We start from the raw sequence: 26,963 nt of genomic DNA, 5'->3' as shown, positions 1-26,963 counted from the left end.
ACGGTGTAACCCCCGTCGATGACAGCCGAGGCCCAGGAGTGGGCGTTGCCCGACGATCCGACGGTCGTTCGCGAGGCGCTGATCGGGTGGTACGAGGACGACCACCGCGACTTCCCGTGGCGGCGGACCGACGATCCCTACGAGATCCTCGTCAGCGAGGTGATGAGCCAGCAGACCCAACTGGGCCGCGTCGTCGAGGCCTGGGAGGAATTTCTCGAGCGCTGGCCGACGACCGCCGAGCTGGCGGCCGCCGATCGCGCCGAGGTCGTGGGTTTCTGGACGGACCACAGTCTCGGGTACAACAACCGAGCGAAGTACCTCCACGAGGCCGCCGGGCAGGTCGAGGAGGAGTACGACGGCGACTTCCCCGAAACGCCCGAGGAACTCCAGGAGCTGATGGGCGTCGGTCCGTACACCGCCAACGCGGTCGCGAGCTTCGCCTTTAACAACGGCGACGCCGTCGTCGACACGAACGTCAAACGCGTCCTCTATCGGGCCTTCGACGTCCCGGACGACGACGCGGCCTTCGAGGAGGCCGCGAGCGAACTCATGCCCGATGATCGGTCTCGAGTCTGGAACAACGCGATCATGGAACTCGGCGGCGTCGCCTGCGAGCAGACGCCCCGCTGTGACGAGGCGGGCTGTCCGTGGCGCGAGTGGTGCGGGGCCTACGCGAGCGGTGACTTTACCGCACCCGACGTGCCCACGCAGCCGAGTTTCGAGGGGAGCCGCCGGCAGTTTCGCGGCCGCGTAATCGCCACGCTCCGGGAGTACGACGAACTTGACGTGGATACCCTCGGTCACCGCGTCCGCGTCGACTACACTCCCGACGGCGAGTACGGACGGGAGTGGCTCGAGGGGATAGTAACCGATCTCGAGTCGGACGGACTGGTCGAGTTCGATTGCGACGGAGACACTCCTATTGCACGGCTTCGACGGTAGAACGCGCCTCACGTGAAGAATAACGCCGAACGGCCTGCATTCCCTGTCGGCCAGAGTTTCCCGTTGGCCGGGTGAAACAACGGTGCCGTGATACTTGTAGCTACCCGGGAATTACAGGAACTGAGAACGCTCTCGGAATCCGCCTCGATCCCGTTCGGCCGTTTCATCGGCCCGAAAATTCGGCACTGAGGCGGTGGTCCTCGTCTCGCGAATCGGGCGTGACGATTGTGAAATCGACTGAATACACGCGGATCCCCCACAACAGCAACTAATTAGCGGACTGGAGAGTCCGACGGAAGCGATAGTCATCGGAATTGGGTGGCGGGAAAGGCTACCGGAAACCAAACCCGTCTATACGTCTTCGTGGTGGACTTCGGTGATGACCACAGTCGTCGAACTCGAGATTCCGGCTGCGCGACTCGGCTTCGCCCGGACGTTCGATCGAGTGTCGACGTTCGAGTTTCAGGTCGGCGGGATGATCGGTGGGTCGTCGCCGCTCGTCTGGACGAACGGCCCGGACCGCGAGACGGTCGAGCAGGCGCTCGAGGCGGATCCGTCGGTCGACGTGATCGCGACCATCGCCGACGACGCTGACGAGTCCGCGGCGGACGACGGAGTGACGCCCGGGCAGAACGATCGCTGGTTGTTCCGACTCGAGTTCGGAGACGACGTGAAACTGCTCGAACAGATCGTCACCGAGACCGACGGCGCGATCCTGACGGCTCGAGGAGCGAACGGGCGGTGGATGCTGAAGTTACTGTTCGACGATCGGGAATCGGTGTCGACGTGTCACGAGTTGTTCGAGCAATACGAGTACCAGGCCGTCGTCACCCGAATTAGCGGTATCGACGATCTCGCGAGCGCGCAAACACCCCTGACCGAAACGCAGTACGAGACGATCTGCAAGGCGCACGAACTCGGCTACTTCGACATCCCGAGGGGGGTGACGCTCAAGGAGTTGGCCGCGGAGCTCGACGTCTCACATCAGGCGCTCTCGGAACGACTCCGGCGGAGTCACGCCGCCCTCGTCAGCGCGGAACTGTCCGAGCGAACTGCACCGATGGAGATAGATCCCTAATTGGTCCGCTCGTTGCTCGAGTATACGACTGCGGTGAATTCATCATCCCGTACCGAAAGTATTGCCGTTGTATCCAAACCATGCCCTTATTTCTCGTTATAGTTTTATTCTGAACTGCCTATCAGTGTATTTGTCTCAATAGATAGCTTTAATATTGGACAGAGAGACACTAGGGTGTCGGCGTGATGCCGACCGGCCGAAACACCGACAAGCGCTGTGACGCCGGTAGATCACCCGTGCTCAATTACGACGCGCGGTCATTCGTGGCTGTGTGACCGCGCTGGTACCGGATCCGTGACGGGTCGTCTCACGACCCGTACACTGTTTCCGTCGCCGAACGACCGATCCTGCGGGTCAACGAGTGAATAGTTTTATCTGTTGAACGATAATACTGTCAGTCGTGAATTCGAGTGGTCGAACGCAGCCAGACGGATGCCGTCAGTAAATCACCGCACGCATCCGATGCCGTCGACGGTCCGGCTGATCTCTCACTCGACGATATTTATCACCTTCTGCAGACGAAGCGCCGTCGGGACGTGCTCCGGTACCTCCACGAAGAGGGTGGACGGGTCCGGTTGCGAGACCTCTCTGAACAGGTCGCCGCCTGGGAGCAAGAGACAGCCATCGAAAACCTGAGTTCCAACGAGCGCCAGCGGGTCTACATTTCGCTGTATCAATCTCACCTGCCGAAACTCGACAATCACGGAATCGTCACGTACGACAAAGACCGCGGTTGGGTCGAGCCAACGCCACTCGTGGCACGGCTGCGTCCCTATCTCGAGCCCCCACATCAGGCCCTGTCATCCGAACGGTGGCCGCGACGGTACGCGGCGACAATCGCCCTCTGTGGCCTGCTTCTCGGGATGATCGCGGCGGGGATCGTTCCGGTTTCCGGACTCGTCGGTGCGGGACTCGTTCTCGTCGCGTTTGCCACCGTGACGGGAATACACGCGTGGTCGACCGGCGTGTTCCGCCGATAGCGCCTTGGCGGGGACGTTCCGCCGATACCGTCTCGGTGAGGACGTTCCGCCGATAGCGCTCCGGTGTTCTCCGAGCGCGATAGTCGAGTGACGACCGTCAATCGGCGCGGGGCGGTGCAATCGCGTTCGTTTCACGGGACCGCTCGAGGAGCCGGTGGACGTGGAACGCGACCGAAAAGTCCTGCGGGCTGGGAAGCGCGCAGGCGAGCCAGCCGATGGTCGCGGCGGCGACTATCGGCGTGTCGCTCGTCACGTAGCCGGCGGCGGCCAGTCCGAAAGCCGGAATCGCGAGGAGGGCGGGTGCGAGTGCAGCGAGGCGCAGCGCCCACGGCGATTCGTTCCCGGTCGGCCGAGGATAGACGGCGGCCCACGGACGGGTCGTTACCAGCGCGACGATCCCGTCGGGGCGGCCGGGGAAATAGGAGACGGAGTACTCGACGCGAGCGAGTCGAAGCACCGTCGCGTGTGCCCACTCGTGGGCCACCAGACCGATCGCGACCGCGAGAGCGAGCGCACAGCCAGCAACCACCACGTTTGTGCCGATCATAGGATGCGTGAGATGCATACCATGGCTGGTGCCTCCATAGCGGAGGCGTCTCACGCGTCCGAGTCGAGGAGCTTCCAGTGGAAGGCCCTCCGGCTGTACCAGTTGCCGTCTTAAGGGCGATCGGTCTCAGACTGATCGGAACGTCCAGCGCTGGTTGGCACCGCCGGTGTCGGGCCACTGTTGGACGTTCGCACCGTCGGCCGTCGAGGCGTTCGCCACCTCGAGTAGCTGGCCGCTGTGGACGTTGACGATTTCGTAGATGCCCGTCGCGATCGGGCCGCTCGCGCTCCCGTCGTCGCCATCGCCGGATCCAGGCGGCGAGCCGCCGCTCTCGACGGCGCTCGCCCACTCCGCCAGCCAATCGCGCAGGCCGCTGTCAGGGACCGACAGCGAGTGCGTGTTCACCGTGAGAGACGGATAGCCGCCGACCTCGTCGTGGTGACCGACCCAGTAATCGTAGGGCGAATCGAGACGATCGTTGCCGGCGCGATCACTGATCTCCTGGATGATCCGCTGATCGCTGCCGGTCCGGTCGGCCGGCCGTGCGCCCGCGTTCGCGAGGTTGTGACTTTCGACGTCGCCCGCGGGCAGTTCGGAGAGGCCGCTGGGCCACAGCGGCGGCGAACCCGTGCTCGGGACCTCCGCGAACGACTGGCCGTCGAGCGCCGGATCGGCCGTCACGTTGTCCCGGTGGTAGGCCGTAGGCGTCCCCTCGAGAATCGGGTCGCTGGTATCGTTCATTCCCGTGTAGACGTTGCTGACGAAGCTCGTGGTGGCGGAGCTATCGGCGTTCGCCGACTCATCGAAGAAGTAGGTGAGATTGTTGACGACGACCGAGCTCGTGTCGCCCTTGAGCCGCGGGAGGCGGCCGCGACACTTCGCCCAGACGTTGCCTGCCAGCGTCACGTTCGACGCGCCGTCGCCGACGAGCGTGCCGTAGTTGTGGTCGCCCTCGTTGCCGTAGGGGTTCCACAGCCCCTCGTAGATCAGCGAGTTGATGACCGTGGTATTCTGTGTATCGTAGCCGACGGAGAGACACTCGTCGACACCCCACGAGGCCGTCACGTGGTCGACGACGTTGTTCTGCGTGCCGTCCTGGGTGTTGAACGCGTCGTTGCCCTGGATCGAGCCGTTGCCGGGGCCGATCCGAGACCGGATGTGCTGGACGACGCAGTCGTTAGCCCCGATCTGGACGGCACCTTTGATAAACGTGATCCCGGGTGAGGGTGCAGTCTGGCCGGCCATCCAGCAGTTGTCCTCCGTGATCGCCAGATTATTGTTTCCGAGATCGATCGTCCCGCTGGTCTCGAAGACGACGAGGCGCGGGCCGCTCATCTGGAACGCGTCCGCGACCGCGCTCCGGGTCGGCTCCGTAACCCGGATTACCTGTACGTTCTCGTTCTCGAGCCACGAGGTGTCCGCGAACCCGTCGTTGAGTCCGTACTGTGCGGCACCGGACTGCGCCACCGCCGACCCGACGAGCGAACGCATCGATCCCGCGCCGATCATCGCCGATGCCGCCGCCGTTTTCAAGTACTGCCGCCGTGAGTGGTTCATGGATCCTGGCTGGATACAATTATCTCACAGTAAATATATATTTTTACTAGATGAATTATACTCAAATATGAAGGCACTCATATGGCCGGGCCGGAACAGACCGTTTCGAGACCGCTCGCGGCTGTACGTGATACCAGTGGTGAATCGAGTCGCTCCCGATCGGCCGGCCAAATGTTAAGTGGCGGTTTGTGGTACCAACCATCATGGCGACGACTGACGCGCTCGAGTTCGGCCACGCGGACCGCAAAGAGATATACGAGTACGTCGAGCGCCGCGGAGCGGTCGATCCCGAAGAGACTCGAGACCAGTTGGGTATCGATCCCGGCGGCTTCCGCCACCACATCGCGATCCTCAAGCGAGACGGCCGAATCGAGGAGGAAGACGGCACGCTCAGAGTCACGATCAACGCGGGGGCGGAAGAGGAGTACGTCTCCGAAACGCTCGAGTTTCACATCCGACCGGCGCGCCAGGAGGACCTGACGGGGATCGTCGGCGCGATCCGGCAGGTCGCCGAGGAGAAAACGTACATCGAGGCGGAAAGCGTCGCCGACGAGATCGACCACGAGAACGCGTTGCTCCGACACAACGAACTCCAGTCCCGGATGTTTTTCGTCGCCACGGTCGACGACGAGGTCGTCGGCTGGGTCCACCTTCACGCACCGGAGTTAGAGAAGCTGAGCCACACCGCCGAACTCACCGTCGGCGTCCTCGAGGAGTACCGCGACCACGGTATCGGCTCCCACCTCCTCTCGCGCGGCCTCGAGTGGGCCGGCTCCAACGGTTACGAACGGGTCTACCAGAGCGTGCCGTCGACCAACGAGGAGGCGATCGCGTTCCTCGAGATGCACGACTGGGAGACCGAAGCGGTCCGCGAGGACCACTACAAACTCAACGGCCACTACGTCGACGAGGTGATGATGGCCGTCGATCTGTAGCCCCAGTCACGTTCGATTCGGAAGACGTGTCGTTTTCTAACCAATCCATTTTATATGACCGTCTCTGGAACCGAGAGGTATGCGTCTTGCCACCCCCGCGCAGTCCGAGTGGGAGGGATGGGGGGAATCGACCGCCGTAATCGTCGCAATGGGGCTCGCGCTCGCGGTCGCCGGAATCGTTCAGACGCTCGAGACGCCGGTTTCACAGCCGGTCGTCGCGTTCGAACTGTTCGTCTCGCTGCTCGTGCCGACCGGGCTGGCCACCGGCGGCTATTGGCTGGCCAGTCGGGACATCTCGCCGGACGTTCGCTGGCGAGCCGCGACCAGGGTCTCGATCGGAATCGTCGTCGCGTGTGCGCTCGGCGTCTGGCTCATCGGCTACGTCACGCTCGAGGGCGGAACGATCCGTGATCCGCTATCGCTGGTGACGGTCCTCGCGGCGGTCGGCGGTGCGACCGGCTTCGCCAGTGTCGTTCGGGAACCGCTGCGAAACGAGTCCAGTTCGATGTGTGACTGTGCGGTCGACGGAGACACAGCGGCGGCGCCGTCGCCAACCGCGGCCGCCGCCGATACGAAATCAACGGCAGGAGAATCGACAGCGGCTACGACCGAAACGACGGCACCGACCGACGAGCGGATTTCGGACGCGATGGAAGCGACTGACGAGACAGCGACTTCTCGTGCGTCGACAGCCACCACCGCATCGGCATCGACAACGACGGAGGCGACGTCACGCGCTGGTGTGTCCCCGGACGCTGACATCGCCGCTGGTCCCGACGACCCGACACATCGTGTCGATTCGACCGGGGACCCGAAGTCCGAAGAGCCCGACGCACCGCCGCTGCCAGCGCGGGATCCGGGCATCGACACCGTCGCAACCGTTCCGTCGACGGCGGAGACGGTCCTCGACGTGCTCCAGAACGAGCGCGCTCGAGTCGCACTTGCCGTGCTCTATCACGAGTGGAACGGCGAGCCCCGAGCGGTCGACGCCCTCGCTCGCGCGGTCGCTTCGCACACGGACGACTCGGCTGACGCCGTTGCAGCCGTGCTCCGACACACTACCCTCCCGAAACTGGCGGCGATTCGAGCGATCGACTGGGACCCCCACACGGATCTCGTCTCGGAATCCGACCATGCCGTCTTCGAAGAGGGGGTTCGCGAGGCATCGGTCCTCCTCGAGGCGTTCGAACCGGGAACCAGATAGTCGGGACCGCCCGCTGTTCGGGTGGCGACGCGGGACTCCGGAACTGGGATCCGAAAATCCAGCCCCCGCAGCGAACGCCGGTCACCGCGGTGTCCAAAGTGGAGACGGCCGAATCGTTCCCACCCGTGCGTAGTAACGGAATCGAAAGGTAGTTTTCCCGGACCCTGCTACGCTGAGTCATGCTTTCGATCGCGCTTGCCGGAAAGCCAAACGCCGGCAAGTCTACGTTCTATACCGCGGCGACGATGGCAGAGGTCGACGTCGCCAACTATCCGTTCACCACGATCGACGCCAACCGCGGGGTGAGCTACGTCCGGACCGAGTGTCCCTGCCTCGAGCGCGACGAGCGCTGTACCGCCGATAACTGCGAGGACGGCAAGCGCTACGTCCCGATCGAACTCCTGGACGTGGCGGGGCTCGTCCCGGGCGCTCACGAGGGAAAGGGGCTGGGCAACCAGTTCCTCGACGAGCTCACGAACGCGGACGTGATCATCAACGTCGTCGACGCCTCCGGCGGGACCAACGAGAAGGGCGAACCCGTCGACATCGGCGACCACGATCCGCTCGAGGACATCGACTTCATCGAGGAGGAGATGGATCTCTGGCTGGCTGGCATCGTCGAGAACAACTGGGAGTCCGTCGAGCGCAAGTCCCGCTCGCCTGACTTCGATATCGACGACGTGCTGGCGGACATGCTCTCTGGCTTCGGCGCGTCGCCAAAGCAGATCGCCATCGTCCTCCGCGACCTCGAGTATCCCGACGACCCGATTCAGTGGGAGGACGAGCACCGCGAGGCGCTCGCCCGTGACGTCCGCCAGCGGACCAAACCGATCGTGGTCGCGGCGAACAAGATCGACATCGCGCCCGAGGAGAACGTCGAACGCCTGCTCGAGTTGGATAAACCGGTAATTCCCACGACAGCGGAGGGCGAACTCGCGCTCCGCCGGGCCGCAGAAAACGGGCTGATCGAGTACGATCCCGGCGACGAGACGATCGCGATCGGTGACGACGTCAACGACGCCCAGCGCGAGGCGCTCGAGGGGATCGCGGACACCATGGCCGAGTGGGGCGGCACCGGCGTTCAGGCGGCGCTCGATTACGCGGTCTACGATCTGCTCGACCACCTCACCGCCTACCCGGTCGAAGACGCCGCGAAGTGGTCCGACGGCAGCGGCAACGTCCTGCCGGACGCGTTCCTCTTACCCGACGGATCGACACCGGTCGATCTCGCCTACAGCGTTCACTCCGACATCGGCGACGGCTACCTGCACGCGGTGAACGCGAAGTCGAATCGCGAGATCAGCGAGGAGTACGAACTCGAGGAGGGCGACGTGATCAAGATCGTGAGCACTAACTGATTACGGTTCTCGTCGACCCGGATTCCGGAGGCCTTTTGTAGCGATAGCAAAGAGAAGGTAGTAGGCGGCACGGTCAGGCAGCACCTTTCAGCCCGCGTGGTTTCCACGTGTGGCCACCGTTGACTGACCTACCCCGTCTCTCTAATACTTGTGAGCGACTGCTGTTGTGCCCGTAGCGGTGCTTCACTGTCCGACAACGTGTGAGTTCAGTTGCGCTACCTGAGATCGTGAGCGGGAATCGTAACTGAGGGCCGATGGCCTGCCAACAGGAGTCTCACGACTGCTGTCGGGTAGAGATGAGTATTTGCTCACTGGCGACCTACACCGACTATGACGCCTCGTTCAACCCGCGTTTCCGACCCCCGTCGCGAACGAACGACGGCACAGTTGGCCGTCCTCGACGATCGCCTCAAGGCGACGGAGCAGCGCCAGCAGCAGTTACAGCACACGCTGGCCGGGCTCGCCCGAGAGGTCGGCGTCTCCGTCGGCTGTGTCTGCGGGCACTGCGACGAGAGTCACACGCTCATCAGAGACGGGACGATGTACTGTCCGAGATGTGGCTATCGGCGATCGGTGTAGACCGCCTCGAGTACCGAAAAGTCGGACCGAAGGCGCTCACACCAGGCGGCCGAGCGGATCGAACCGAACCGCGGCCACGAGGACGGCGAGGAAGACGTAGGAGCCGCGGATGAGTAACATGGTCGCGAGTTCGGGATCCGCCCGTCGCGCGACCCCGGCGACCGCGACGAACGCGAGAACCGCGAGGAGGGACGTAAGGGGGAAGAGACGAGCGATGGCGAAAGCGACCACGACCAGTAGTGCGACAGCCATCAGTCCGTAAGCGACGCTGTACGCACGGTCAGGGCCGACGACGACCGCGACGGTCCGTTTCTCGATCGAGCGATCGTACGCGTAGTCCTGCGTGTCGTCGATCACCTTGATCCCGGAGAGGAGCGTGAGGAAGACGACGGCGAAACCGAGCGGAACGACCCCGATCGTCCCTGCTTGCACGTAGAACCCCCGAGCATGGACAGGGCGATACCCAGGGGGTAGCCGGTCGTCGCCGTCACCGGGTTCGTGTCGAGTTGCGGCGCGTGGTGGTAGGCGATCAACCACGTCGGAACGACCAGTACGACCGCGACCGGACCGACGAGAAGTCCCAGGGCCACACAACACAGCGCGAACACCGCCGTCGACAGTCCGAGTGCGATCCAACAGCCGCGTTCGGTCAACGGATGGTCGTCGTCCTCGCCGCGGACGTGGAAATCGACGTAGCCGTCTTTCACGTGTGCCGTGTAGACCGCGGCAAACATCGCGACGACGTGAACCGCCGCGGTCAGCGGGTCGACGGTTCCGGCGAGGATCGCGCCGAACAGCGAGGCCGCGAGCGGCGGCGTCATGAAGACGGGATGAACCTGCGACCAGAGCGCTCGAGCGGTCGTGTCGACTCCGGCGGCGTCCCTGGCGAGGGCCATATGCGGGCGACAACGAACTGAAGTATAATACCCGGGCCGGGGCCGCACGAGCTGGAACCGACCCGCCGGAACACACAATTTGATGTGAGATGGCGTGCCACGAGTGAGCATGGCAGATAGCTATACGGGTGCGGATCTCTTCACCGACGCCCTCGAGTCGTACGGCGTCGACTACGTCTTCGGCAATCCGGGAACGACCGAACTGCCGATCATGGACGCGATCGGCCGGAGCGACCTCGAGTACCGACTCGGGCTCCACGAGGACATCGCAGTGGGAATGGCCGGTGGCTACGCTCAGCGCAGGCGGTATCACGCCCACCACGACGACTCGATCACCCCGGTCGGCGTGGCGAATCTCCACATCGCGCCGGGATTGGCCCACGGGCTCGGTAACCTCTACGCGGCCAAGATCGCCGGCGCGCCGCTGGTCGTGACGGCGGGGAATCACAGCACGGACTTCCGCCACGAGGAGCCGATTCTCTCGGGTGATCTGGTCGACATGGCCGATCAGTTCTGCAAGTGGTCCGACGAGGTACTGGACGTCTCGGCGCTGCCGACGATGCTCCGCCGGGCGTTCCGGGTCGCGATGACGCCCCCGACCGGCCCCGTCTTCCTCGGACTGCCCCTCGACGTGATGCTCGAGGAAACCGACGCCGAGCCCGAACGACTTGGTCCGATTCCGAACGCGGGCAGCGGCGATCCGGCACAACTCGAGCGCGCTGCCGACCTGCTGGCCGACGCAGACGATCCGGTGATGGTCGTCGGGGACCACGTCGCTCGCTCCGGTGCCGACGCCGTTGCCGCGGCGGTCGAACTCGCGGAGGCGACGGGTGCCCGCGTCCACGGGGAGATCCTCTCCTGCGAAGTGGACTTCCCCACAGACCACGAGCAGTGGGTCTCCTACCTGCCGACCAGCGAGAGTCTGGCCGCGATGTTGATGGACACCGATACGATACTCTTCGCCGGCTGTTCGACGAACACGACGCTGACCCGCCACGAGGAGGCGCTGGTCGATCCCGACACGACCTGCATCCACCTGAGCGACGACGCCTGGCAGGTCGGCAAGAATCAGCCCGCCGACGCGGCAGTGATCGGCGACCCGGGGCTCGGTATGCAGGATCTCACCGAGCGCGTTCGCGGGAAACTCTCCGATGACGTCGTGGCCGACCGGCTCGCGGAAGTCGCGGAGGTCAAGGAGACCGTCGAGTCCCAGATGGCCGGCTACGGCGAGGCCGACGGGGACGATCCGCGGTCGTCGAAGGCCGAACTGGTCGACGCGATGGAGCGCGTGGCCGGCGATGCGGCCATCGTCGACGAGGGTGTCACCTCGAAGTACGCCATGTTGACCCGGTGGGACCTCGGCCCCGAACAGTACATGTCGAACAAGGGCGGCGGCCTCGGGTACGGGCTGCCGGCCGCGGTCGGCGCGGCCGTCGCCGAAGAACAACTCGAGGAGCCCCGCGACGTGGTCGGCTTCATCGGCGACGGCTCCTACCAGTACTACCCGCACTCGATCTACAGCGCCGCCCGGTACGATCTGGACCTGACGGTCGTCATCTCGGACAACCGCAACTACCGGATCCTGAAGGACAATACGCTCCACCTCATGGGCGGGGAAGAAGACGACTACGAGTTCGTCGGGATGGACTTCGAGCCGGCGGTCGATCTCGTGAAAAACGCCGAGAGTCACGGCGCGCGCGCCGAACGTATCGAGACGCCGGACGGTATCGAGGGCGCACTCGAGGACGCGCTGACGCGCGAGGGACCGGACGTCCTGGACGTGCTGGTTCAGGACTGACGGTCCAGACGGCACCGGAGAACCGGCGCCCGGGACGACGCTGTCGGCGACCGCGAGACCCCTCACTCGGCGGCCTCGAGCGCCCGACCGAGTGCGACGGCCGTCGCCTCGTCGTACCAGTCGGTCACGAGCTGACAGCCGACCGGATCACCGTCCCCTCTCTCCGTCGCGACCGGAACCGAGAGCGCCGGATGGCCGGTGAGGTTGAACGGACCGGTGTTGGCGATCGTTCGCAGGAGGTCCGCGTCCTCGCTGATCTCGCCGTAATCGGGCGCGCTCATCGGCGTCGTCGGCAACGCCAGCGCGTCGCAGTCCGTGAGTCGGTCGTCGACGACGCCCTCGAACTCCCGGCGAACGTTCTGCGCAGCCACGTACCCCTCATCGTTGTCGACCGCGGTTAGCGCCCGCCCGAGGACGAGTCGAGCGCGCACGTTCTCGCCCAGTTCGTCCGCGTCCATCGACGCCACCGCCTCGCGCCAGGGCTCGCTGTAGCCGGTTCCGACGCCGTAGTCCTGCCCCGCCTGCGCGACCAGCGTCGTGAACTCCGTGGCGGTGACGGCGGCGTTGACCAGCGACTGGGTCTCGAAATCGGGGAGCGACGCCGGTTCGACGGTCGCGCCCGCCGCCGCCAGTCGGTCGGCCGCTCGATCGACGGCCGCAGCGACATCGCCGTCGGCGCCGTCCTGTGCCTCGGTCACGAGGCCGACCGTCAGTCCGTCGATGTCGCGATCCAGCCCGTCGGTCGGGGTCGGTTCGCGCATCCCGGCCGTCGACGGATCGCGGCGGTCGGGACCGTTGATCGCCTCGAGGACGGTGGCCGCCGTCTCCACGTCGGGCGCGAGCGGGCCGATATGGTCGAGTGAGGTCGCCAGGTCCGCGAAGCCGAACCGCGGCACGGTCCGGAACGTCGGTTTGAACCCGACAACGCCACAGAAGGAGGCGGGGATGCGAACCGAGCCGCCGGTGTCGGTGCCCAGCGCCGCGTCGACCAGCCCGGCGGCGACGGCCGCCCCGCTCCCGCTCGAGGAGCCGCCCGGCACGCCCTCGGCACTCGGGTTCTCGACGGGCCCGTGCGCGCAGGTCTCGCTCGTGGTGAAGTAGGCGAACTCGTCCATGTTCGTCGTCCCGACGAGGTCCGCGCCCGCGTCGAGCAACCGCTCGGTGACGGCCGCGTGGTACTCGGGCTCGAAGGCGAGCGCGTCCGAGCCGCAGGTCATCGGGACGCCCGCGACGGCGATGTTGTCCTTGACCGCGATTTCGGTCCCCGCGAGCGGGCCCGACTCGGCGCCGGACAGCTCGCACCGATACAGGAAGGCGTTGTACTCGTCGTCGTCTTCCCCGACGTTCGCCGCGGGACCGGACCGGGTCGTCGTCGGCTCGAGGTCACCGAGCAGGGCGGCGGTCGCCTCCGCTTCGGCCGTGTAGCCCTCTCGCTCGGCCTCGGAGAGGGAGAGTCCGTAGGTCGTCGCCGCCGCCTCGATCGCCTCGGAAATGCTATTATTTACCATGGAGGATGGTGACAGCACCCGCGTCTTAACGGTTGGGTCGCCGGCAGGGGACGAGGGCCGTCAGGAGCGCCAGTACGCCGGCGTCAGGATTACCAGCACGGAGAGGATCTCGAGTCGGCCGATCCACATGAGGAAGCTCATGTACAGCTTTGCAGCCCCCGAGAAGGGCTCGTAGCTGTTCATCGGTCCGACGACGCCGACGCCCGGACCGATGTTCCCGAGCGTCGCGATCGTCGCGCTCGTGGCCTCGAGCGCCGACAGCGAGAGACCCGGCGTTCGATAGGCGTCGAGGAAGAGCAAGACGGTGGAGACGACGAACAGCGTCAGAAAGAGCGCGATGAAGACGAAGATGCCGTGAATGGTCTCCTCGTCGATGACCTCACCGGTACCGCCCATTCGAACCGGGCGGATCGCCTGCGGATGGACGAGTGTGAAGAGTTCGCGTCGGATCGATTTCTGGACGACGTACCAGCGGACGATCTTGATCGAGCCGGCCGCGGATCCCGCCGAGCCGCCGAGGAACATCGCGAACAGGAGAATCACCTGCGTCGACTCGCTCCACGTGTTGAAGTCCATACTGGCGTAGCCCGTTGTCGTCACGATCGCGAGCGTCTGGAAGAGGCCGTGGCGCAGCGAGCGCTCGAGACTCCCCGGAATCGCGGCGACGCTCTCCGGCACCGTCTCGAGGCCGACCCCGAGGAAGAGGAGCAGGGAGAGGAGACCGCCGACGACACCCATCGACAGAATATACGATCGGAACTCGGCGTTGCTCGTCAGGCGTTCGGGGTGGCCGCGCCAGGCGTACCAGTAGAGCGCGAAGTTCGCCCCGGCGACGATCATGAAGACCATGACCGCCCACTGGACGATCGGTTCGAACGCCTCGACGCTGCGCCCCTCCGGCGAGAACCCGCCGGTCGGCAGCGACGTGAGCGCGTGGGAGACGGCGTTGTAAAACGTCATGTTCGGGGCTAGCCCGGCGAGATGAAGCCCGTAGTAGACGGCCACCGCTGCGAGCGTGAACCAGGCGTAGATCAGCCAGAGCGCCCGCGCCGTTTGCCTGATTCGCGGCGTTAGCTTCTCGACCTGTAGCCCCGGTGATTCCTCCCGAATGAGCTGTGTGCCACCGACGGAGAGCTCAGAGAGGATCGCGACCATGAGCACGATGATTCCCATCCCGCCGAGCCACTGGGTGAGCTGTCGCCACAGCATGATCGACCGCGAGTGGGTCTCGACGGAAATCTCGCCCATGACCGTCGCGCCGGTCGTCGTGAACCCGCTCATGCTCTCGAACAGCGCGTTGACGGGATGTGCGATCGTCCCTGTCCCGGCGACGAGATACGGGATCATCCCGACGAGCGGGAGCACTAACCACGTCAGTGCGACGAGCAAGAACGCTTCGCGGTGCTCGAGGTCCGGGTCGGGCTCGAGGCGCTCGAGACCCGTCCCGACGGCGACGGCGACGACGAGCGCGACGAGAAACGGAAGCGGACTCTCCCGGTAGAACAGTGCGACGGCCGTCGGAACCAGCAGGGAAAGCGAGAGATACTTCAGCACCGTGCCGAGGAGACTCAAACTAGATCGGACGTCAACGTGAATCCTTCCTCTCATTCTAAATACCAACCTGGTGGAAGCGAGACGCGCTTCTCGCTCGACCGAACGTAACTACCTCCGACAGATTCGATGTACAGCAATAAAAACTGTGTCTCGAGACCGCCTCGGCCGAGAAACGGGGGAGTCCACGGGCGTCACGAAAAGAACTGCCGGTAGTGTTCGCCCATTGCCGCTCGAGACGTTTCCGAGAACGCGGCGATGTAGTCCATGTTGAAGTACGACCAGGCCTCGTCGGCGGGATCCGCGTAAACGTCGATCGCATCGGCTTCGGTCGCAAACCGGTGATTTCGCGGCGTATTCCGACTTTCCATCGCCGAGTAGCCCGTGGCCATCGGCGTGATCCCGTGTCGGACGAACCAGCCGCTGGCTGCGGGATGGTCCTGTGCGCCACAGCTGTGTGCGCGAACCACCGGCGAGCGGTCGCGGTCGGGCTCGTCGGCCGGATAGTACGGAAAGTCGGCCCAGCCGATGACAGCGTGCCCGCACTCGTGGGCCGCGAAGTTCCGAACGAGTTCCCGCGGTGCCCCGAACCGCCAGCCGAGCAGATCGACGAGTTCGGTATTGACGTAGCCGTACGCTCCGGCCGCTGCGTATTCGCTCCCGTCGTGTCCCGCGTACGAACGCATCGCACCCGCGGTCGTCGTTCCGTCTTCGACGACGAACAACGTCACCGTTTCCGGCGTCCGATCGGATCTGAGCGCGTCGTCGGTTTCGATCGCGTCGAGCGTCTCGCCGTGCGACGGAGACACTCCGAACGTCGCGACCGAGGGTTCGTCCGTCGTCACTTCGGCCGTCCCCGGGGTCGCGTCCGTCCACGTCTCGGCGAACAGTTCGACGCCCTCGAGGACGGACTCGAGCGCGTCGTCGGTCGGCTCGACGGAGTCGTGGCGGACGACTTCGATCGTCAGATCGCCGTCACCGACGGCCGCCGAACCGGTTCCCGATGCGATGGCCGTCCCGGCGACTGCGGTACACGCACACGTGAGAAACCGGCGACGGTCAAGCGCAGGTCGCCGGTGGTCCATCGGAGTCATAATTGAATCCAATACCGTTCGAGAGAAAAGACAGACCACTCATATCGTCCTTCCGGCCGACAGCAACGGTGACGCCGAGGACCGGATGTCGTGATTCCGATCGACTGCGTGTCGTGATTTCGGTCGACTGCGAGGTCACCGCCGAGCGAGGTGGCCGCACCTAGCGGTCCCGGCCGTTGATCCGTTCGCCGGCGGCCGTTTCGGGGAATATCTTCCCCGGATTGAGTGTGTCGGTCGGATCGAGCGCTCGCTTGATCGTTCGCATTGCCTCGACCGCGCCGGCCCCGTGTTCGGGCTCGAGGTATTCTCGTTTTCCCTGTCCGATACCGTGCTCTCCCGTCGCGGTTCCGCCCAGTTCGATCGCGAGTTCTACGATCTCTCGATAACACTCCTCGCCGTGTTCGACCTGATCGGGATCGTCGGGGTCGACGAGAACGCTGTAGTGGAGGTTGCCATCGCCCGCGTGGCCGAAACAGGGAACCAGGAGGTCGTACTCGTCAGCCAGTCGTTTCGCCTCCCGGACCACCGTCGGATAGGAACTGATCGGTACCGTCACGTCGCCGGGGTGGAGCGGCTCGAGGGCGGGATCGTAACTCCTGACGGCGTAGGCCAGTTCCCTACGCGCCCGCCAGAGGGCGTCCATCTCGTCATCGTCGTCGCTCATCTCGAAGCGGGCGACGTCGTGGTCTTCGAAGATCGTCCGGCAGAGGTCGATCTCTTCCTCGACGCCGTGATTGGCGTGAAACTCGAGGAAGACCATCGGCGCGTCCGGGAGATCGCTCCCGAGATACTCGTTGGCCATCGTCGCGCTCAGCCCGTCGACGAGTTCGATCCGGGCGACGCCGACGTCCGTCCGGACCGCGTCGAAGACCGCTTCGGTCGCGTCGTCGAGCGTCTCGAAGATCGCCCGGCCGCCGCGGATCTGTTCGGGGCGGCCCGCGAGCTCGAGGGTCGCTTCGGTGACGACGGCCAGCGTCCCTTCGCTGCCGACGAGCAAGTCTGTCAGGTTGTAGCCGCTCGAGGTCTTGATGGCTCGCGAGCCCGTCCGGACGACGGTGCCGTCGGCGAGAACGGCCTCGAGGCCGAGTACCCAATCGGCGACCTCGCCGTACCGGACGGTCTGCATGCCGCTGGCGTCGGTCGCGATCATCCCGCCGATCGTCGAGATGTCGCCGGAGGAGGGTAACGGCGGGAAGAACAGGCCGTCACCGGCGACGTACTCGTCGACGTCGGAGCCGATGACCCCCGTCCCGACGTCGATCTGGAAGTCGTCGGGCCGGTAGTCGGCGACCGCGTCCATCCGCGTGAGGTCGAGGCTGATGCCGCCGTGAGCCGGGACGGCGTTGCCCTCGAGTCCCGTCCCAGCAGCGTAGGGGGTCACGGGGACGCCGCGGTCGGTCGCAGCGGCGAGCACGGCCGAGACGTCGTCCGTGCACTCGGGCCAGACGACGGCGTCCGGGAGCACGCCGTCACCGTCGTTTTGCTCCGTCCCGAAGTCCGCAGCGTGCGATTCGCGTCGGCCGTCCGCGAAGGATATCTGATCGTCCGCGAGGTCGAGCGCCTCGAGGAACGAACAGTCATATGTCATACGTCCACGTCGGTCACGACTCGTATCAACGTTTCCCACCGTTTCGAAGGGACCGGAAGTCGAACAGGTGGAAACGGCCACGCGCTCGAGTCCCGAACCCGCGACCTGCATCGGCACCTCGAGGTAGCACGGTAGCTGTGTGCCGAGACCCTCGATCGGTGACAGCGGCGACCGTTCGTCCCGGGAGACTGGACGGAAACGCTACAAATTTATGTGAATGGGTGACGCGGTGTGTGGTGATGGCAGTACGACGAGCGATCCGACGGCAGACGCGGAGGGGAGCACTGTGAACGCTGAACTGGACTTGCTAGTGCGACTCGGCGACTACGATCGGCCCCAGGGCGTCGCCGAGCGGGCCGTTCAGGCCGAGGAACTGGGCTTCGACCGGATCACGGTCGGCGAGACGACCGGCTGGAACATCGTGCCGCCGCTGACGCTGGCAGCCGAGCGGACCGAGGAGCTCGGCATCTCCAACGACGTGATCTCGCCGTACGGGCGAACGCCGTCGATGCTCGCCCAGACGGCGCTCACGATGCAAGACGTGGCGGACGGCCGGTTCCGATTCGGAATCGGCCCGAGTTCGCCCGCGATCACCGAGCGCTGGCACGGTCAGGAGTTTGACCGACCGCTGCGCCGAACCCGCGAAGTGATCGACGTGATGCGAAACGTCTACGAGGAGGGCAACCCCGCCTACGACGGCGACATATTCGACATTCCCGGATTGGGATACGAGCGCGGCCCCCACGAGAACCCGCCGCCGATCGACGTGGGAACCCTCGGCCCCAAGGCCACCGAGATGGCCGGTCGCTTCGGCGACGGATGGGCCCCCCAGCTATTCACGAAAGACGGACTTCGCGACCGCCTCGAAGATCTGGAACGCGGTGCCGAGTTAGGGGGCAAGGGACTCTCGGACCTGCGGGTGGCTCCGATCGTCCGCGGGATCGCGATGGCAGATCGCGAGGCCGCACGTGAGAAGGCCCGCAGCACCGTCGCCTTCCTGCTCGGGGCGTATGGCCCCTACTACGGGAACTCGGTCGCCGAGCAGGGCTATTCCGACGTCGTCGAGGAGATCCGGGCCGCCTGGGAGGAGAGAGATACCGACGCGATGGCTCAGGCGCTACCCGAAGACGTACTCGACGAGTTGGCTCCCGCGGGTACACCCGAGGAAGTCCGCGAGTGGGTCGAGGCATACAGCGAGATCGACGGCGTCGATGCCGTTCGGCTCGGGTTCGTCAACGGAATGTCCGAGGACGACAAGCGGACGACGATGGAAGCGGTCGCCGACCTCGTCTAGACACTTCCTCGAATACGGGGTAGTGTTTCGATCGGACTCACACGCTGCATATATACCGTCTATCTCCTATTGGGGCTATGATACCACTACTAAATTCGCCCGAGAGTCTCACTGCGTTCGGCGATTCGCGTGCGGACGTCGTAGATACGGTGATGGATCTGTTGGCGAATCGACGCCGACGCGCAGTTTTGCAGTATCTCGAGGCGAACGACGGCTCCGCGACGCTAACGGAGCTCGCGGTGGAAATCGCCGCACAGGAGACCGGTTCCGATCCCAACGCGATTTCGGATCACGGTACCGTCTCGGCGAGAGAGCAACGGGCCGTTCGGATCTCGCTCCACCACACGCATATCCCAAAACTGGCGGCCACGGAGGCCATCGACTACGATACCGCGACGGAGACGGTCGCGCTCCGCGATCGCGGACGGGCGCTGCTCTCCCGGCACGAAGCCGTTGACGGCGCTCCACAGGGATTCAGATAGGAGTCGAATCTTGCTGGTCGACCGACGGGCGGTCCTGCTCGGCACACGGCTGGATCGCGGCTCGGTATTCGATTGATCGCTACGGCTCGATGACGAGTTTCCCGAGGAAGCTGTCCGACATGACGGCTCGCTGGGCGTCGGCCGCCTCCTCGAGGTCGTACGTCCGCGCCACGTCGATCGAGAGGGACTCGCTGTTCATGAGGTGAGCGACGCCTCGCAGCGGCACGCGCAGGTCCGGCGTGTTGAACATGCTCATGAACTGGTAGGAGACGTCCTTCGATCGGGCCGCACCGTCGTTCGTAAAGCCCGGATCGGGACTGTTCTCGCCGATGCCGACGACTCGAGCACCCTGTGCGGCCACGTCCGCGTCGAACTGCAGGTAGTCGTCGAGGCGGTGATCGAGCACGGCGTCGACGCCGCCCCCGGAGGCCTCGAGCACGGCGTCGGCCAGATCGTCGCGGCCGTAGTCCAGCACCGTCTCGGCTCCGTAGTCGGCGAGCGCGTCATGATATTCCTCCGAGGCGGTCGTGATCACCCGCGCACTCACGGCGGCCGCGATCTGGACGGCCGCGTGACCGACGCCGCCCGATCCGCCGTGGATCAGGCAGCATTCGGCCGGCTCGAGGTCGGCGTGATCGATCAGGGCGCGCCAGGCGGTGACGGCGGCGACGCCCGCGCCGCCGGCCTCGGTCAGATCCGCGCCGTCGGGGAGGTGCACGACGCGGTCGGTGGGAACCGTCGCGAACTCCGCGTAGGCACCCTGCGCGGCGGCCCCGCCGATTCCGGTGCCGTAGACGCGGTCGCCCGCCTCGAAGCCGTCGACGGACTCACCGACCTCGGCGACGACGCCCGAGAAATCGACGCCGGGCGTAAACGGCACGTCGACCGGCGTGTACGAGCCGTCCCGGAAGTAGGTATCGACGGGGTTGACGCCCGCGGCGGCCACCTCGATCAAGAGTTCGTCCGCGGCCGGCTCCGGTCGATCGATCTCGTCTACCTGTAGTACGTCCGCATCGCCGTGTTCGTGGAGGCGTACAGCGCGCATATCGTTCGAGACCACGGAGCGGGGCCGTAAAATTGTACACGTGACGGCAGGGGAGACGGCGTCCTCGGATCGGTCTCTCCGGTACTCGAGCGGGCCGCGCCGATCGGAGCGCTGCCCGGCCGTTTTGCACCAGCAAGTACAACCCTTGTCCGCACGAGCGCCCTCGTTCTCGGTGTGAGCGAATCCGATAGCCAGCCGCTCGAGGAGACGACCGTCGGAATCTTCCTCGCACCGGAAGGCACCGAAGAGGTCGAGTTCATCGAACCGAAGGAGACGGTCACCGACGCCGGAGCCACCGTCGACGTGCTCGGCAGCGAGACGGGCGAGGCCCAGACCGTGAACGGCGACCTCGAGTGGAGCGACAGCTACGAGGTCGAGAAATCGTTCGAGGAGGTCTCGGCGGACGACTACGACGCGCTGATCGTCCCCGGCGGGACCGTCGGTGCGGACACGCTCCGAACCGACGAGGACGGCGTGGAACTCCTGCAACAGCACGTGGAAGCCGGGAAGCCGACGGGCGTGATTTGCCACGGCCCGTGGACGCTGGTCGAAGCCGACGTCGTCGACGACAAGACGTTGACCTCCTACCACAGTCTGCAGACCGACATTCGCAACGCCGGCGGCGAGTGGGTCGACGAGGAGGTCGTCACCGACGACGGACTGGTGACGAGTCGGAATCCGGACGACCTCGAGGCGTTCTGCGGGACGATCGTCGACGAATTCGCGTCAGCACAGCACTGAAAACTCCCTGACTTTTCTCCACCGTTTTGGATCGGACACGTGGCTACTGCGAAAACAGGAACGTTCAGCGTCGATGGTCCCTGTATCGTTCGGACTGAGCAACCGACGTGCGGTGGCGCGCGCTGTCTGCGAGGCGCGACTAGTGCGAGACCTCTGGTCTCGCAGACCATTCGCGCGGCAACGCCGCGCGAAGACGAAGGGAGTGCCTCGAAAGCGAATAGCGCGGGACCGGAGGTCCCGCGAACCATGCGAACGGGTCTTCGACCCGTAAGCAGGTCGGCCGAACGAAGGTGAGGACGACCGACGACATTGTGCGAGGGATGAGTGAGCGCCGTCAGGCGCAAACGAATCGGCTGGGGAGGGCGTGGCGATTCCCTGTTGCCACGATAGCAGGACACAATTTTCCACCCACTCACCTTCAAGAATACCGTTCCATATCAGTAGTTGGTAATATACTTCCTTCATTAAGGTTAGAAGGTGAAAATTGTGGCAAGTACAGACCAAGGAGTTACCGCTGCGGTCGAGTAACAAGGAGTGCACCCGCGAGCGACCACCGGGAGCGAGCGGCCTTTTTAGCGTAGATTTTTGCGCCCAACGAGGGACGCTTCGCGTCCCTCGAGCCGTGCGAGCGGGCCTTCGGCCCGCGAGCAGAGAGAGGTGAGCGAGCGCAGCGAGCGAACCCGAGGCGGAAAAAGGTACTTGCGCAATCCTATCGAACGGCTCGAGTCGCATCGTCCATGATCTCGAGCGCCTCTTTCAGTTCCTCCGTTCCGGTGGCGTACGAGAGCCGCGCGTAGCCCTCGCCGTTCGCGCCGAAGGCGTCGCCGGGGACGACGACGACGCCCCGCTCGAGCACCGCCTCACACCAGCCGTCGGGGACCTTCGGCATCGCGTAGAAGGCCCCTTCGGGGGTCGGCACCTCGAGGCCGGCGTCGGTGAGCCCGTCGAGCACGAGGTCCCGCCGCTGCTCGAAGGTGTCGACCATCTCCTCTACCCGATCCTGGGGCCCCGTCAGGGCGGCCTCGGCGGCGTACTGTGCGGGCGCGGAGGCACAGGCCTGTCCGTACTGGTGGACGCGAAGCATGCGCTCGATGCGCCGGTTTGATGCAACGACCCAGCCCAGCCGCCAGCCGGTCATCGAGTAGGTCTTCGAGCAAGCGCTGATGGCGAGGACGTTGTCCGTCTCGGCGAACTCGAGCGGCGAGTGGTGGTCGCCCTCGAAGACGATGTGCTCGTAGACCTCGTCGGAGATGCAGAGCACGTCGTGCTCGTCCGCGATGCGGGCGAACTCGCGCATGTCGGCCTCGCTCTGGACGGCTCCCGTCGGGTTCGCGGGGCTGTTGACGACGAACGCTGCGGTCTCATCGGTGATGGCGTCCTCAACCGTCGCGGGATCGAGGGTCAGATCCTCGCGCAGTCCGACCGGCTTCGGCGTACCGCTCGCGATGTGTGTCAGCGCGTCGTAGGAGACGAAGCCGGGGTCTGGGAAGATCACTTCTTCGCCGGGATCGACGTGGGCCTCGAGCGCGAGGTGCAGCGCCTCGCTGCCGCCGGAGGTGGCGATCACGTCTTCGGGGTCGATCTCGAGGTCGTAGTCCCGGTCGTACTTCGCCGAAATCGCCTCTCGAAGCTGTGGAGTGCCCTTGTTCGAGGTGTAGGCGTCGGCCCGCCCGGCCTCGATCGCTTCGATCGCCCCGCGGCGGGCGTGGGCGGGCGTCGGGAAATCCGGCTGGCCGAGGCCGAGGTTGATCGCGTCATCGCCGGCGGCCTCGAAGACCTCGCGAATCCCGCTGATCGACACCTGCTCGACTCGCGCTGCGAAGTCGGTCATGGCTATACGGGGGCGGTCGATCCCGATAACTCTTCATGTGTTCGCCGGTCCGGGCTCATCGCCCGAACGGTCCCGAACTCCGAACCATCTCGACCCGTAAACGGTCCTGTCAGTGGGCCTGAAGTAGCCACAAGGGATATGCCGCTCGTAGCGAATCACACTTCCAATGACTCTTACTCGCCGATCGATGCTCGCCGCGGGCGCGACCGGAACCCTCGCACTGACGGCAGGCTGTCTCGACGTCGTTCTGGGTAACGGGCCCCTCGAGTTCGACTCCGACCGCGTCGCTCCGACCGAGGACGCGCTCGAGGAGGCCGGCTACGGGGAAAGCGGCGTCAATAACGACGCGATCGAGCGAACGGTCGACCTCCCCGGCGGCATCGAACGCGACGTCCGAGCCGGCGTCTGGCGCTCGGTCTACACGAAGGAGGTCGACTATCTGGGCGAGACGCGCGAGGGAGCCGCCTTCGCGGGCGTCTCGATCCCCGGCATGAAGGTTGCCGGCCGATCGCTCAACCCGCTCGACGATATGTCGAACGGGGAACTCCTCGAGCGGTTTCTGAGCGAGGTCCCCAGCGATCACGGGGATATCTCGGACATCCAGCGCGAGGATTCGTTCGGCCTGGATATCCTCGGCGACGGCCGCGAGATCGACCTGTTCGTCGGCCAGAGCGACCTCGAGGGCGAGACGATCGATATCGAGATCAAGATCACGTCGTTCGAGCACGATGGCGACCTGCTCGTGTTACTCGGGACCTACCCGAAACTGCTCACCGCCGAAGCCGCGAACGTCGAGGAACTGATGGAGTCCGTCGAACACCCGTTCGAGGGGTAGAAGTCGGCTCGCCCGGTTTGCCAGCCCGAGTTACGGCGACGGAGGACCAATTATCGGGGGAATCGGACAAGATCGGCCGACCCGCCGATGTCCGCGTTTTCGATTTTCCCGGACGACGGACAACCAGAGTACGGAGTAACCAGCACACGGCGCGATCCGTGTACAAAACAGAGTGCGATCCGTGTACAGAATAGAGACCGATTCGCGTACAGAACGGAAAGTGACCCGCGAACGGCGTCAGTAGAACTCGCGGACGAGGTCCATCGCGTCCTCGGGCGCACCGTCGGGAATCTCGGACATGTCCTCCGTGACGCCGTGTTGCTCGTGGTACGGCACGGAGTTTTCGTTCTGGTACATGACGCCCTGGTACTCCTTGTCGCTGTCGAGGATAACTTCCTTGGCGGCCTCGTAGTCGTTCGGATCGTGATCCTCGTCCTCCTGCAGGTCGACGAGACTGTCACGGAAGTAGTCGTAGGTGTCGACGTCGTTGAACGTGACGCACGGACTGAAGACGTTGACGAAGCCGAAGCCGTCGTGCTCGATGGCCTGCTCGATGATTTCGGCGTGGCGCAATGCGTCCGAACTGAACGACTGCGCGATGAAGCTCGCGCCGGAGGCCATCGCCAGGGCGAGCGGGTTGACCGGCGGCTGCTTTGGCCCTTCGGGGGTCGTACTGGTCTCGAAGTCCGACCGCGAGGTCGGCGAGGCTTGGCCCTTCGTCAGCCCGTAGATACGGTTGTCCATGACCACGTAGGTCATGTCGACGTTCCGGCGGACGGCGTGGACGAAGTGACCGGCACCGATCGAGTAGCCGTCACCGTCGCCGCCGGCGACCATGACCTCGATGTCGGGGCGGGCCATCTTGACGCCGGTCCCGACCGGGAGCGCACGGCCGTGAACCCCGTGCAGGGCGTAGCTGTGCATGTAGGTCCCGATCTTGCCGGAACAGCCGATCCCGGCCACCACGAAGGTGTTGTCGGGGTCGTTATCGGTGTTCGCGAGGGCTTTCATCATGCCGTTCATCGTCCCGAAGTCGCCGCATCCGGGACACCACGTCGGCTGCTTGTCGGATTTGAAGTCGGTGAATCGTACGTCGGAGCTCATTATGCTGGTACCTCCTCAGTGAGTTTCTCGGTGATATCGTCCGCGAGTTCGTCCGCCTTGAATCGAACGCCCGTGTACTTGTTGATGCGTTTCACTCGGGTAAGCACGTCGTGTTCGATCACGTCCGCGAACTGGCCGGTCGCGTTACACTCGACGACGATCGTCTGCGGCCTCGATCTCCCCGGTCAGGTCCGGCCGTGGGAAGATGTAGGGCACCGAGATGACGCGGACGTCGATCCCGTCCGCCTCGAGGTAGTCGAGCGCCTCGATGAGCGCACCTTCGTTGGACCCCCACGAGATGACGAGGTTGTCGGCGTCCGAGTTCCCGAACTCGCGGTAGTCCCAGTCCTCCTCGTTCCGTGCGGTCTCGACCTTGCGATATCGCTTGTCGACCTGGTGGACGCGCTCGTCTTCTTCCTCTGTCCGGCGGCCGAGTTCGTCGTGCTCAAGGCCGGTGGACATGTGGGCGGCGTCGGTCGTGCCGGGGATGGCTCGCGGGCTGACGCCGTCTTCGGTGACGGCGTGGGCGCGGAAGTGGCCCTGCGCGTCGAGCCACTCGTCGACTTCGTCCTCGTCGACGAGTTTGCCGCGATCGATCTCGACGTCGTCCATGTCGAAGGCCTCCGGCGGGAACGTCTGTTCGGTGACCGACATCGCCAGATCGGAGACCAGGAAGACCGGGGTCTGGTACTTCTCTGCGAGATTGAACGCCTCGACGGTCTTCCAGAAACACTCGGTGATCGACGTGGGAGCGACGACGAACCGCGGGACTTCACCGTGGCCGGCGTACAGCGCCATGTCGAGGTCGCCCTGTTCCTGTTTCGTCGGCATCCCCGTCGAGGGACCGGACCGCTGCACGTCGGCGATGACCAGCGGCGTCTCGCTGGTCGCGACCAGGCCGAAGGTCTCGGTCATGAGATCAATCCCGGCCCCCGACGTGGCGGTCATGGCTCGAGCGCCCGCCCGTGCGCCACCGAGCGCCATGTTGATCGCCGACAGTTCGTCTTCCGCCTGAACGACGTGACCGCCGTAGTCTTCGATGCGTTCCGTCAGATACTCCATGATCGACGTCGCAGGCGTGATCGGATAGCCGGCGTAGAACCGGCAGCCGGCAGCGATTGCACCCATGCCGATCGCCTCGTTGCCGTTGAGTAAGACGTAGTCGTTGTCGGTCGTGTCGATGTTGTAGCCGAGGTGGTCCAGGTCGTAGTTCTCCTGGACGTACTCCTGACCCGCCCGGGCGGCCGCCTTGTTGTTCTCGACGATCTTCGACCCCTTCCCGCCGAAGCGCTTCTCGAGGGCTTCGTCAAGGTACTCGACGTCGAAATTAGTGATTTCGCACGCGGCACCGAGCGCGACGATGTTGCGCATGATCGCGCCGCCGGCCTCCTCGGCCAGCGTCTTCAGCGGGACGTCGACTGCGGTCATCTCGTCGGGAATCTCGGCCTCCCACGAGCGCTCGCCGTCGTAGATGATGGCGCTGCCCTCGTGTAGTTCGTCGAGGTTCTCGTCGATCGTCCGCTGTGTGAGCGCGACAAGGATATCCAGTCGGTCGACGACACTCTGGACTGACTCGACCGACGTCCGAATCTTGTAGGCAGTGTACCCGCCGCGGATCCGGGACGCGAAGTCTTTCGACGTGAATACGTGCCGTCCGGCTCGGGAAAGGGCCTGAGCGAAGATTTTACCCGTGGAGTCGATACCGTCGCCGGCCTCGCCCCCGACCGCCCAGTTAAGATCCTCAGCCATGTTATGCTGAGCCTTGCCCCCCATAAATGAAAAGGCTTCTGAAACCCCAACCGGACAACCGCAACGGTGGGTGATATGTTCGATAGGCAGGGACAGTTTTCATTAATCGTTACAAATTGCGCCGGTGACGGTTACCAACGGAAAGAAACGGGTAACGCGGTGAATGTGATATCGAAGCACATGGTCAGTTTCACCGTCCGTGCCCGTAACACGATCTCGGCTCACGACCGGAATCGAGTCGAACCGGCGGCGGCGATGGAACGGAAC

At 64.8% G+C, this 26,963-nt stretch carries 21 protein-coding genes and 2 pseudogenes; 12 read left to right on the top strand and 11 right to left on the bottom strand.

The genetic code is table 11. From position 1 onward, the window contains the following. Positions 1 to 18: 18 nt before the first annotated feature. The 3 genes from CP556_RS16535 (at position 19) to CP556_RS16525 (ending at position 3,000) form a co-directional block, all read left to right on the top strand. Positions 19 to 942 carry an HhH-GPD family protein gene (locus CP556_RS16535; protein WP_098726614.1) on the top strand — a complete coding sequence of 308 codons (924 nt, stop codon included), beginning with the start codon at positions 19 to 21 and terminating at the stop codon, positions 940 to 942. 379 nt (positions 943 to 1,321) lie between these two features. Continuing rightward, positions 1,322 to 2,020: a helix-turn-helix domain-containing protein gene (locus tag CP556_RS16530; protein ID WP_098726613.1), complete on the top strand. Its 699-nt coding sequence runs from the start codon at positions 1,322 to 1,324 to the stop codon at positions 2,018 to 2,020. 410 nt (positions 2,021 to 2,430) lie between these two features. After that, positions 2,431 to 3,000: a DUF7344 domain-containing protein gene (locus CP556_RS16525; protein ID WP_098726612.1), complete on the top strand. Its 570-nt coding sequence runs from the start codon at positions 2,431 to 2,433 to the stop codon at positions 2,998 to 3,000. 97 nt (positions 3,001 to 3,097) lie between these two features. Here CP556_RS16525 and CP556_RS16520 read toward each other — a convergent pair whose 3' ends face one another. Continuing rightward, the gene (locus CP556_RS16520) at positions 3,098 to 3,547 is read right to left on the bottom strand and encodes a hypothetical protein (protein ID WP_098726611.1); all 450 of its coding nucleotides are present in this window, start codon (positions 3,545 to 3,547) and stop codon (positions 3,098 to 3,100) included. Between the two features lie 126 nt (positions 3,548 to 3,673). Further along, the gene (locus CP556_RS16515; RefSeq protein ID WP_394340744.1) at positions 3,674 to 5,056 is read right to left on the bottom strand and encodes an RICIN domain-containing protein; all 1,383 of its coding nucleotides are present in this window, start codon (positions 5,054 to 5,056) and stop codon (positions 3,674 to 3,676) included. A 251-nt stretch (positions 5,057 to 5,307) separates the two neighbouring features. On the opposite strand from CP556_RS16515, the gene CP556_RS16510 reads away from it, so the two are divergent. From CP556_RS16510 to CP556_RS16495, 4 genes are all read left to right on the top strand, one after another. Continuing rightward, positions 5,308 to 6,039, top strand: a complete 732-nt coding sequence (locus tag CP556_RS16510; RefSeq protein WP_098726609.1) for a GNAT family N-acetyltransferase — start codon at positions 5,308 to 5,310, stop codon at positions 6,037 to 6,039. Positions 6,040 to 6,118: 79 nt separating this feature from the next. Beyond that, positions 6,119 to 7,243: a DUF7344 domain-containing protein gene (locus CP556_RS16505; RefSeq protein ID WP_098726608.1), complete on the top strand. Its 1,125-nt coding sequence runs from the start codon at positions 6,119 to 6,121 to the stop codon at positions 7,241 to 7,243. A gap of 179 nt (positions 7,244 to 7,422) precedes the next feature. Further along, on the top strand, positions 7,423 to 8,601 hold the full coding sequence (locus tag CP556_RS16500; protein ID WP_098726607.1) for a redox-regulated ATPase YchF: 1,179 nt from the start codon (positions 7,423 to 7,425) through the stop codon (positions 8,599 to 8,601). 330 nt (positions 8,602 to 8,931) lie between these two features. Beyond that, a complete protein-coding gene (locus CP556_RS16495; RefSeq protein WP_098726606.1) occupies positions 8,932 to 9,180 on the top strand; it encodes a hypothetical protein in 249 nt (82 codons plus the stop codon). Between the two features lie 36 nt (positions 9,181 to 9,216). Here CP556_RS16495 and CP556_RS16490 read toward each other — a convergent pair. After that, positions 9,217 to 10,076 (bottom strand): annotated as a pseudogene (locus CP556_RS16490) (UbiA family prenyltransferase). Positions 10,077 to 10,185: 109 nt separating this feature from the next. On the opposite strand from CP556_RS16490, the gene CP556_RS16485 reads away from it, so the two are divergent. Then, positions 10,186 to 11,874: a thiamine pyrophosphate-binding protein gene (locus CP556_RS16485; protein ID WP_098726605.1), complete on the top strand. Its 1,689-nt coding sequence runs from the start codon at positions 10,186 to 10,188 to the stop codon at positions 11,872 to 11,874. 62 nt (positions 11,875 to 11,936) lie between these two features. Here the strand turns inward: CP556_RS16485 and CP556_RS16480 are convergent, their stop codons facing one another. The 4 genes from CP556_RS16480 to CP556_RS16465 all read right to left on the bottom strand — a co-directional run bounded on the left by CP556_RS16480 (position 11,937) and on the right by CP556_RS16465 (position 17,615). After that, the gene (locus tag CP556_RS16480; protein ID WP_098726604.1) at positions 11,937 to 13,382 is read right to left on the bottom strand and encodes an amidase; all 1,446 of its coding nucleotides are present in this window, start codon (positions 13,380 to 13,382) and stop codon (positions 11,937 to 11,939) included. A 60-nt stretch (positions 13,383 to 13,442) separates the two neighbouring features. Continuing rightward, on the bottom strand, positions 13,443 to 14,990 hold the full coding sequence (locus CP556_RS16475; protein WP_098726603.1) for a TrkH family potassium uptake protein: 1,548 nt from the start codon (positions 14,988 to 14,990) through the stop codon (positions 13,443 to 13,445). Between the two features lie 137 nt (positions 14,991 to 15,127). Beyond that, the gene (locus CP556_RS16470) at positions 15,128 to 16,027 is read right to left on the bottom strand and encodes a hypothetical protein (protein WP_255291486.1); all 900 of its coding nucleotides are present in this window, start codon (positions 16,025 to 16,027) and stop codon (positions 15,128 to 15,130) included. A gap of 160 nt (positions 16,028 to 16,187) precedes the next feature. Further along, on the bottom strand, positions 16,188 to 17,615 hold the full coding sequence (locus CP556_RS16465; protein ID WP_098726601.1) for an FAD-binding oxidoreductase: 1,428 nt from the start codon (positions 17,613 to 17,615) through the stop codon (positions 16,188 to 16,190). Positions 17,616 to 17,901: 286 nt separating this feature from the next. Between CP556_RS16465 and CP556_RS16460 the strand changes: the two genes are divergently transcribed. Next, positions 17,902 to 18,909, top strand: coding sequence for a TIGR04024 family LLM class F420-dependent oxidoreductase (locus CP556_RS16460; RefSeq protein ID WP_098727444.1), 1,008 nt, complete (start codon positions 17,902 to 17,904; stop codon positions 18,907 to 18,909). 77 nt (positions 18,910 to 18,986) lie between these two features. Beyond that, positions 18,987 to 19,391, top strand: a complete 405-nt coding sequence (locus tag CP556_RS16455; RefSeq protein WP_098726600.1) for a DUF7344 domain-containing protein — start codon at positions 18,987 to 18,989, stop codon at positions 19,389 to 19,391. Positions 19,392 to 19,470: 79 nt separating this feature from the next. Here CP556_RS16455 and CP556_RS16450 read toward each other — a convergent pair whose 3' ends face one another. Then, positions 19,471 to 20,436 carry an NADPH:quinone reductase gene (locus tag CP556_RS16450; RefSeq protein WP_098726599.1) on the bottom strand — a complete coding sequence of 322 codons (966 nt, stop codon included), beginning with the start codon at positions 20,434 to 20,436 and terminating at the stop codon, positions 19,471 to 19,473. Positions 20,437 to 20,610: 174 nt separating this feature from the next. Here CP556_RS16450 and CP556_RS16445 point away from each other — a divergent pair, with 174 nt between their 5' ends. Continuing rightward, positions 20,611 to 21,177, top strand: coding sequence for a type 1 glutamine amidotransferase domain-containing protein (locus tag CP556_RS16445; RefSeq protein ID WP_098726598.1), 567 nt, complete (start codon positions 20,611 to 20,613; stop codon positions 21,175 to 21,177). A gap of 709 nt (positions 21,178 to 21,886) precedes the next feature. On the opposite strand, the gene CP556_RS16440 is transcribed toward CP556_RS16445, so the two are convergent. Then, positions 21,887 to 23,008 carry a pyridoxal phosphate-dependent aminotransferase gene (locus CP556_RS16440; protein WP_098726597.1) on the bottom strand — a complete coding sequence of 374 codons (1,122 nt, stop codon included), beginning with the start codon at positions 23,006 to 23,008 and terminating at the stop codon, positions 21,887 to 21,889. A 166-nt stretch (positions 23,009 to 23,174) separates the two neighbouring features. Here CP556_RS16440 and CP556_RS16435 point away from each other — a divergent pair, with 166 nt between their 5' ends. After that, on the top strand, positions 23,175 to 23,843 hold the full coding sequence (locus CP556_RS16435; RefSeq protein ID WP_098726596.1) for a DUF6517 family protein: 669 nt from the start codon (positions 23,175 to 23,177) through the stop codon (positions 23,841 to 23,843). Positions 23,844 to 24,080: 237 nt separating this feature from the next. Here CP556_RS16435 and CP556_RS16430 read toward each other — a convergent pair whose 3' ends face one another. After that, positions 24,081 to 24,947, bottom strand: coding sequence for a 2-oxoacid:ferredoxin oxidoreductase subunit beta (locus CP556_RS16430; RefSeq protein WP_098726595.1), 867 nt, complete (start codon positions 24,945 to 24,947; stop codon positions 24,081 to 24,083). Continuing rightward, a pseudogene (locus CP556_RS16425) lies at positions 24,947 to 26,696 on the bottom strand (2-oxoacid:acceptor oxidoreductase subunit alpha). The gene CP556_RS16430 and the pseudogene CP556_RS16425 overlap by 1 nt, the downstream one beginning before the upstream one ends. Positions 26,697 to 26,963: the final 267 nt, after the last annotated feature.

This window comes from Natrinema sp. CBA1119 (assembly GCF_002572525.1).
In the GTDB taxonomy this organism is placed as follows: Archaea; Halobacteriota; Halobacteria; order Halobacteriales; family Natrialbaceae; genus Natrinema.
Note: the sequence above shows the minus strand (reverse complement) of the source record. Positions and strands in the feature narration are given on the sequence as shown.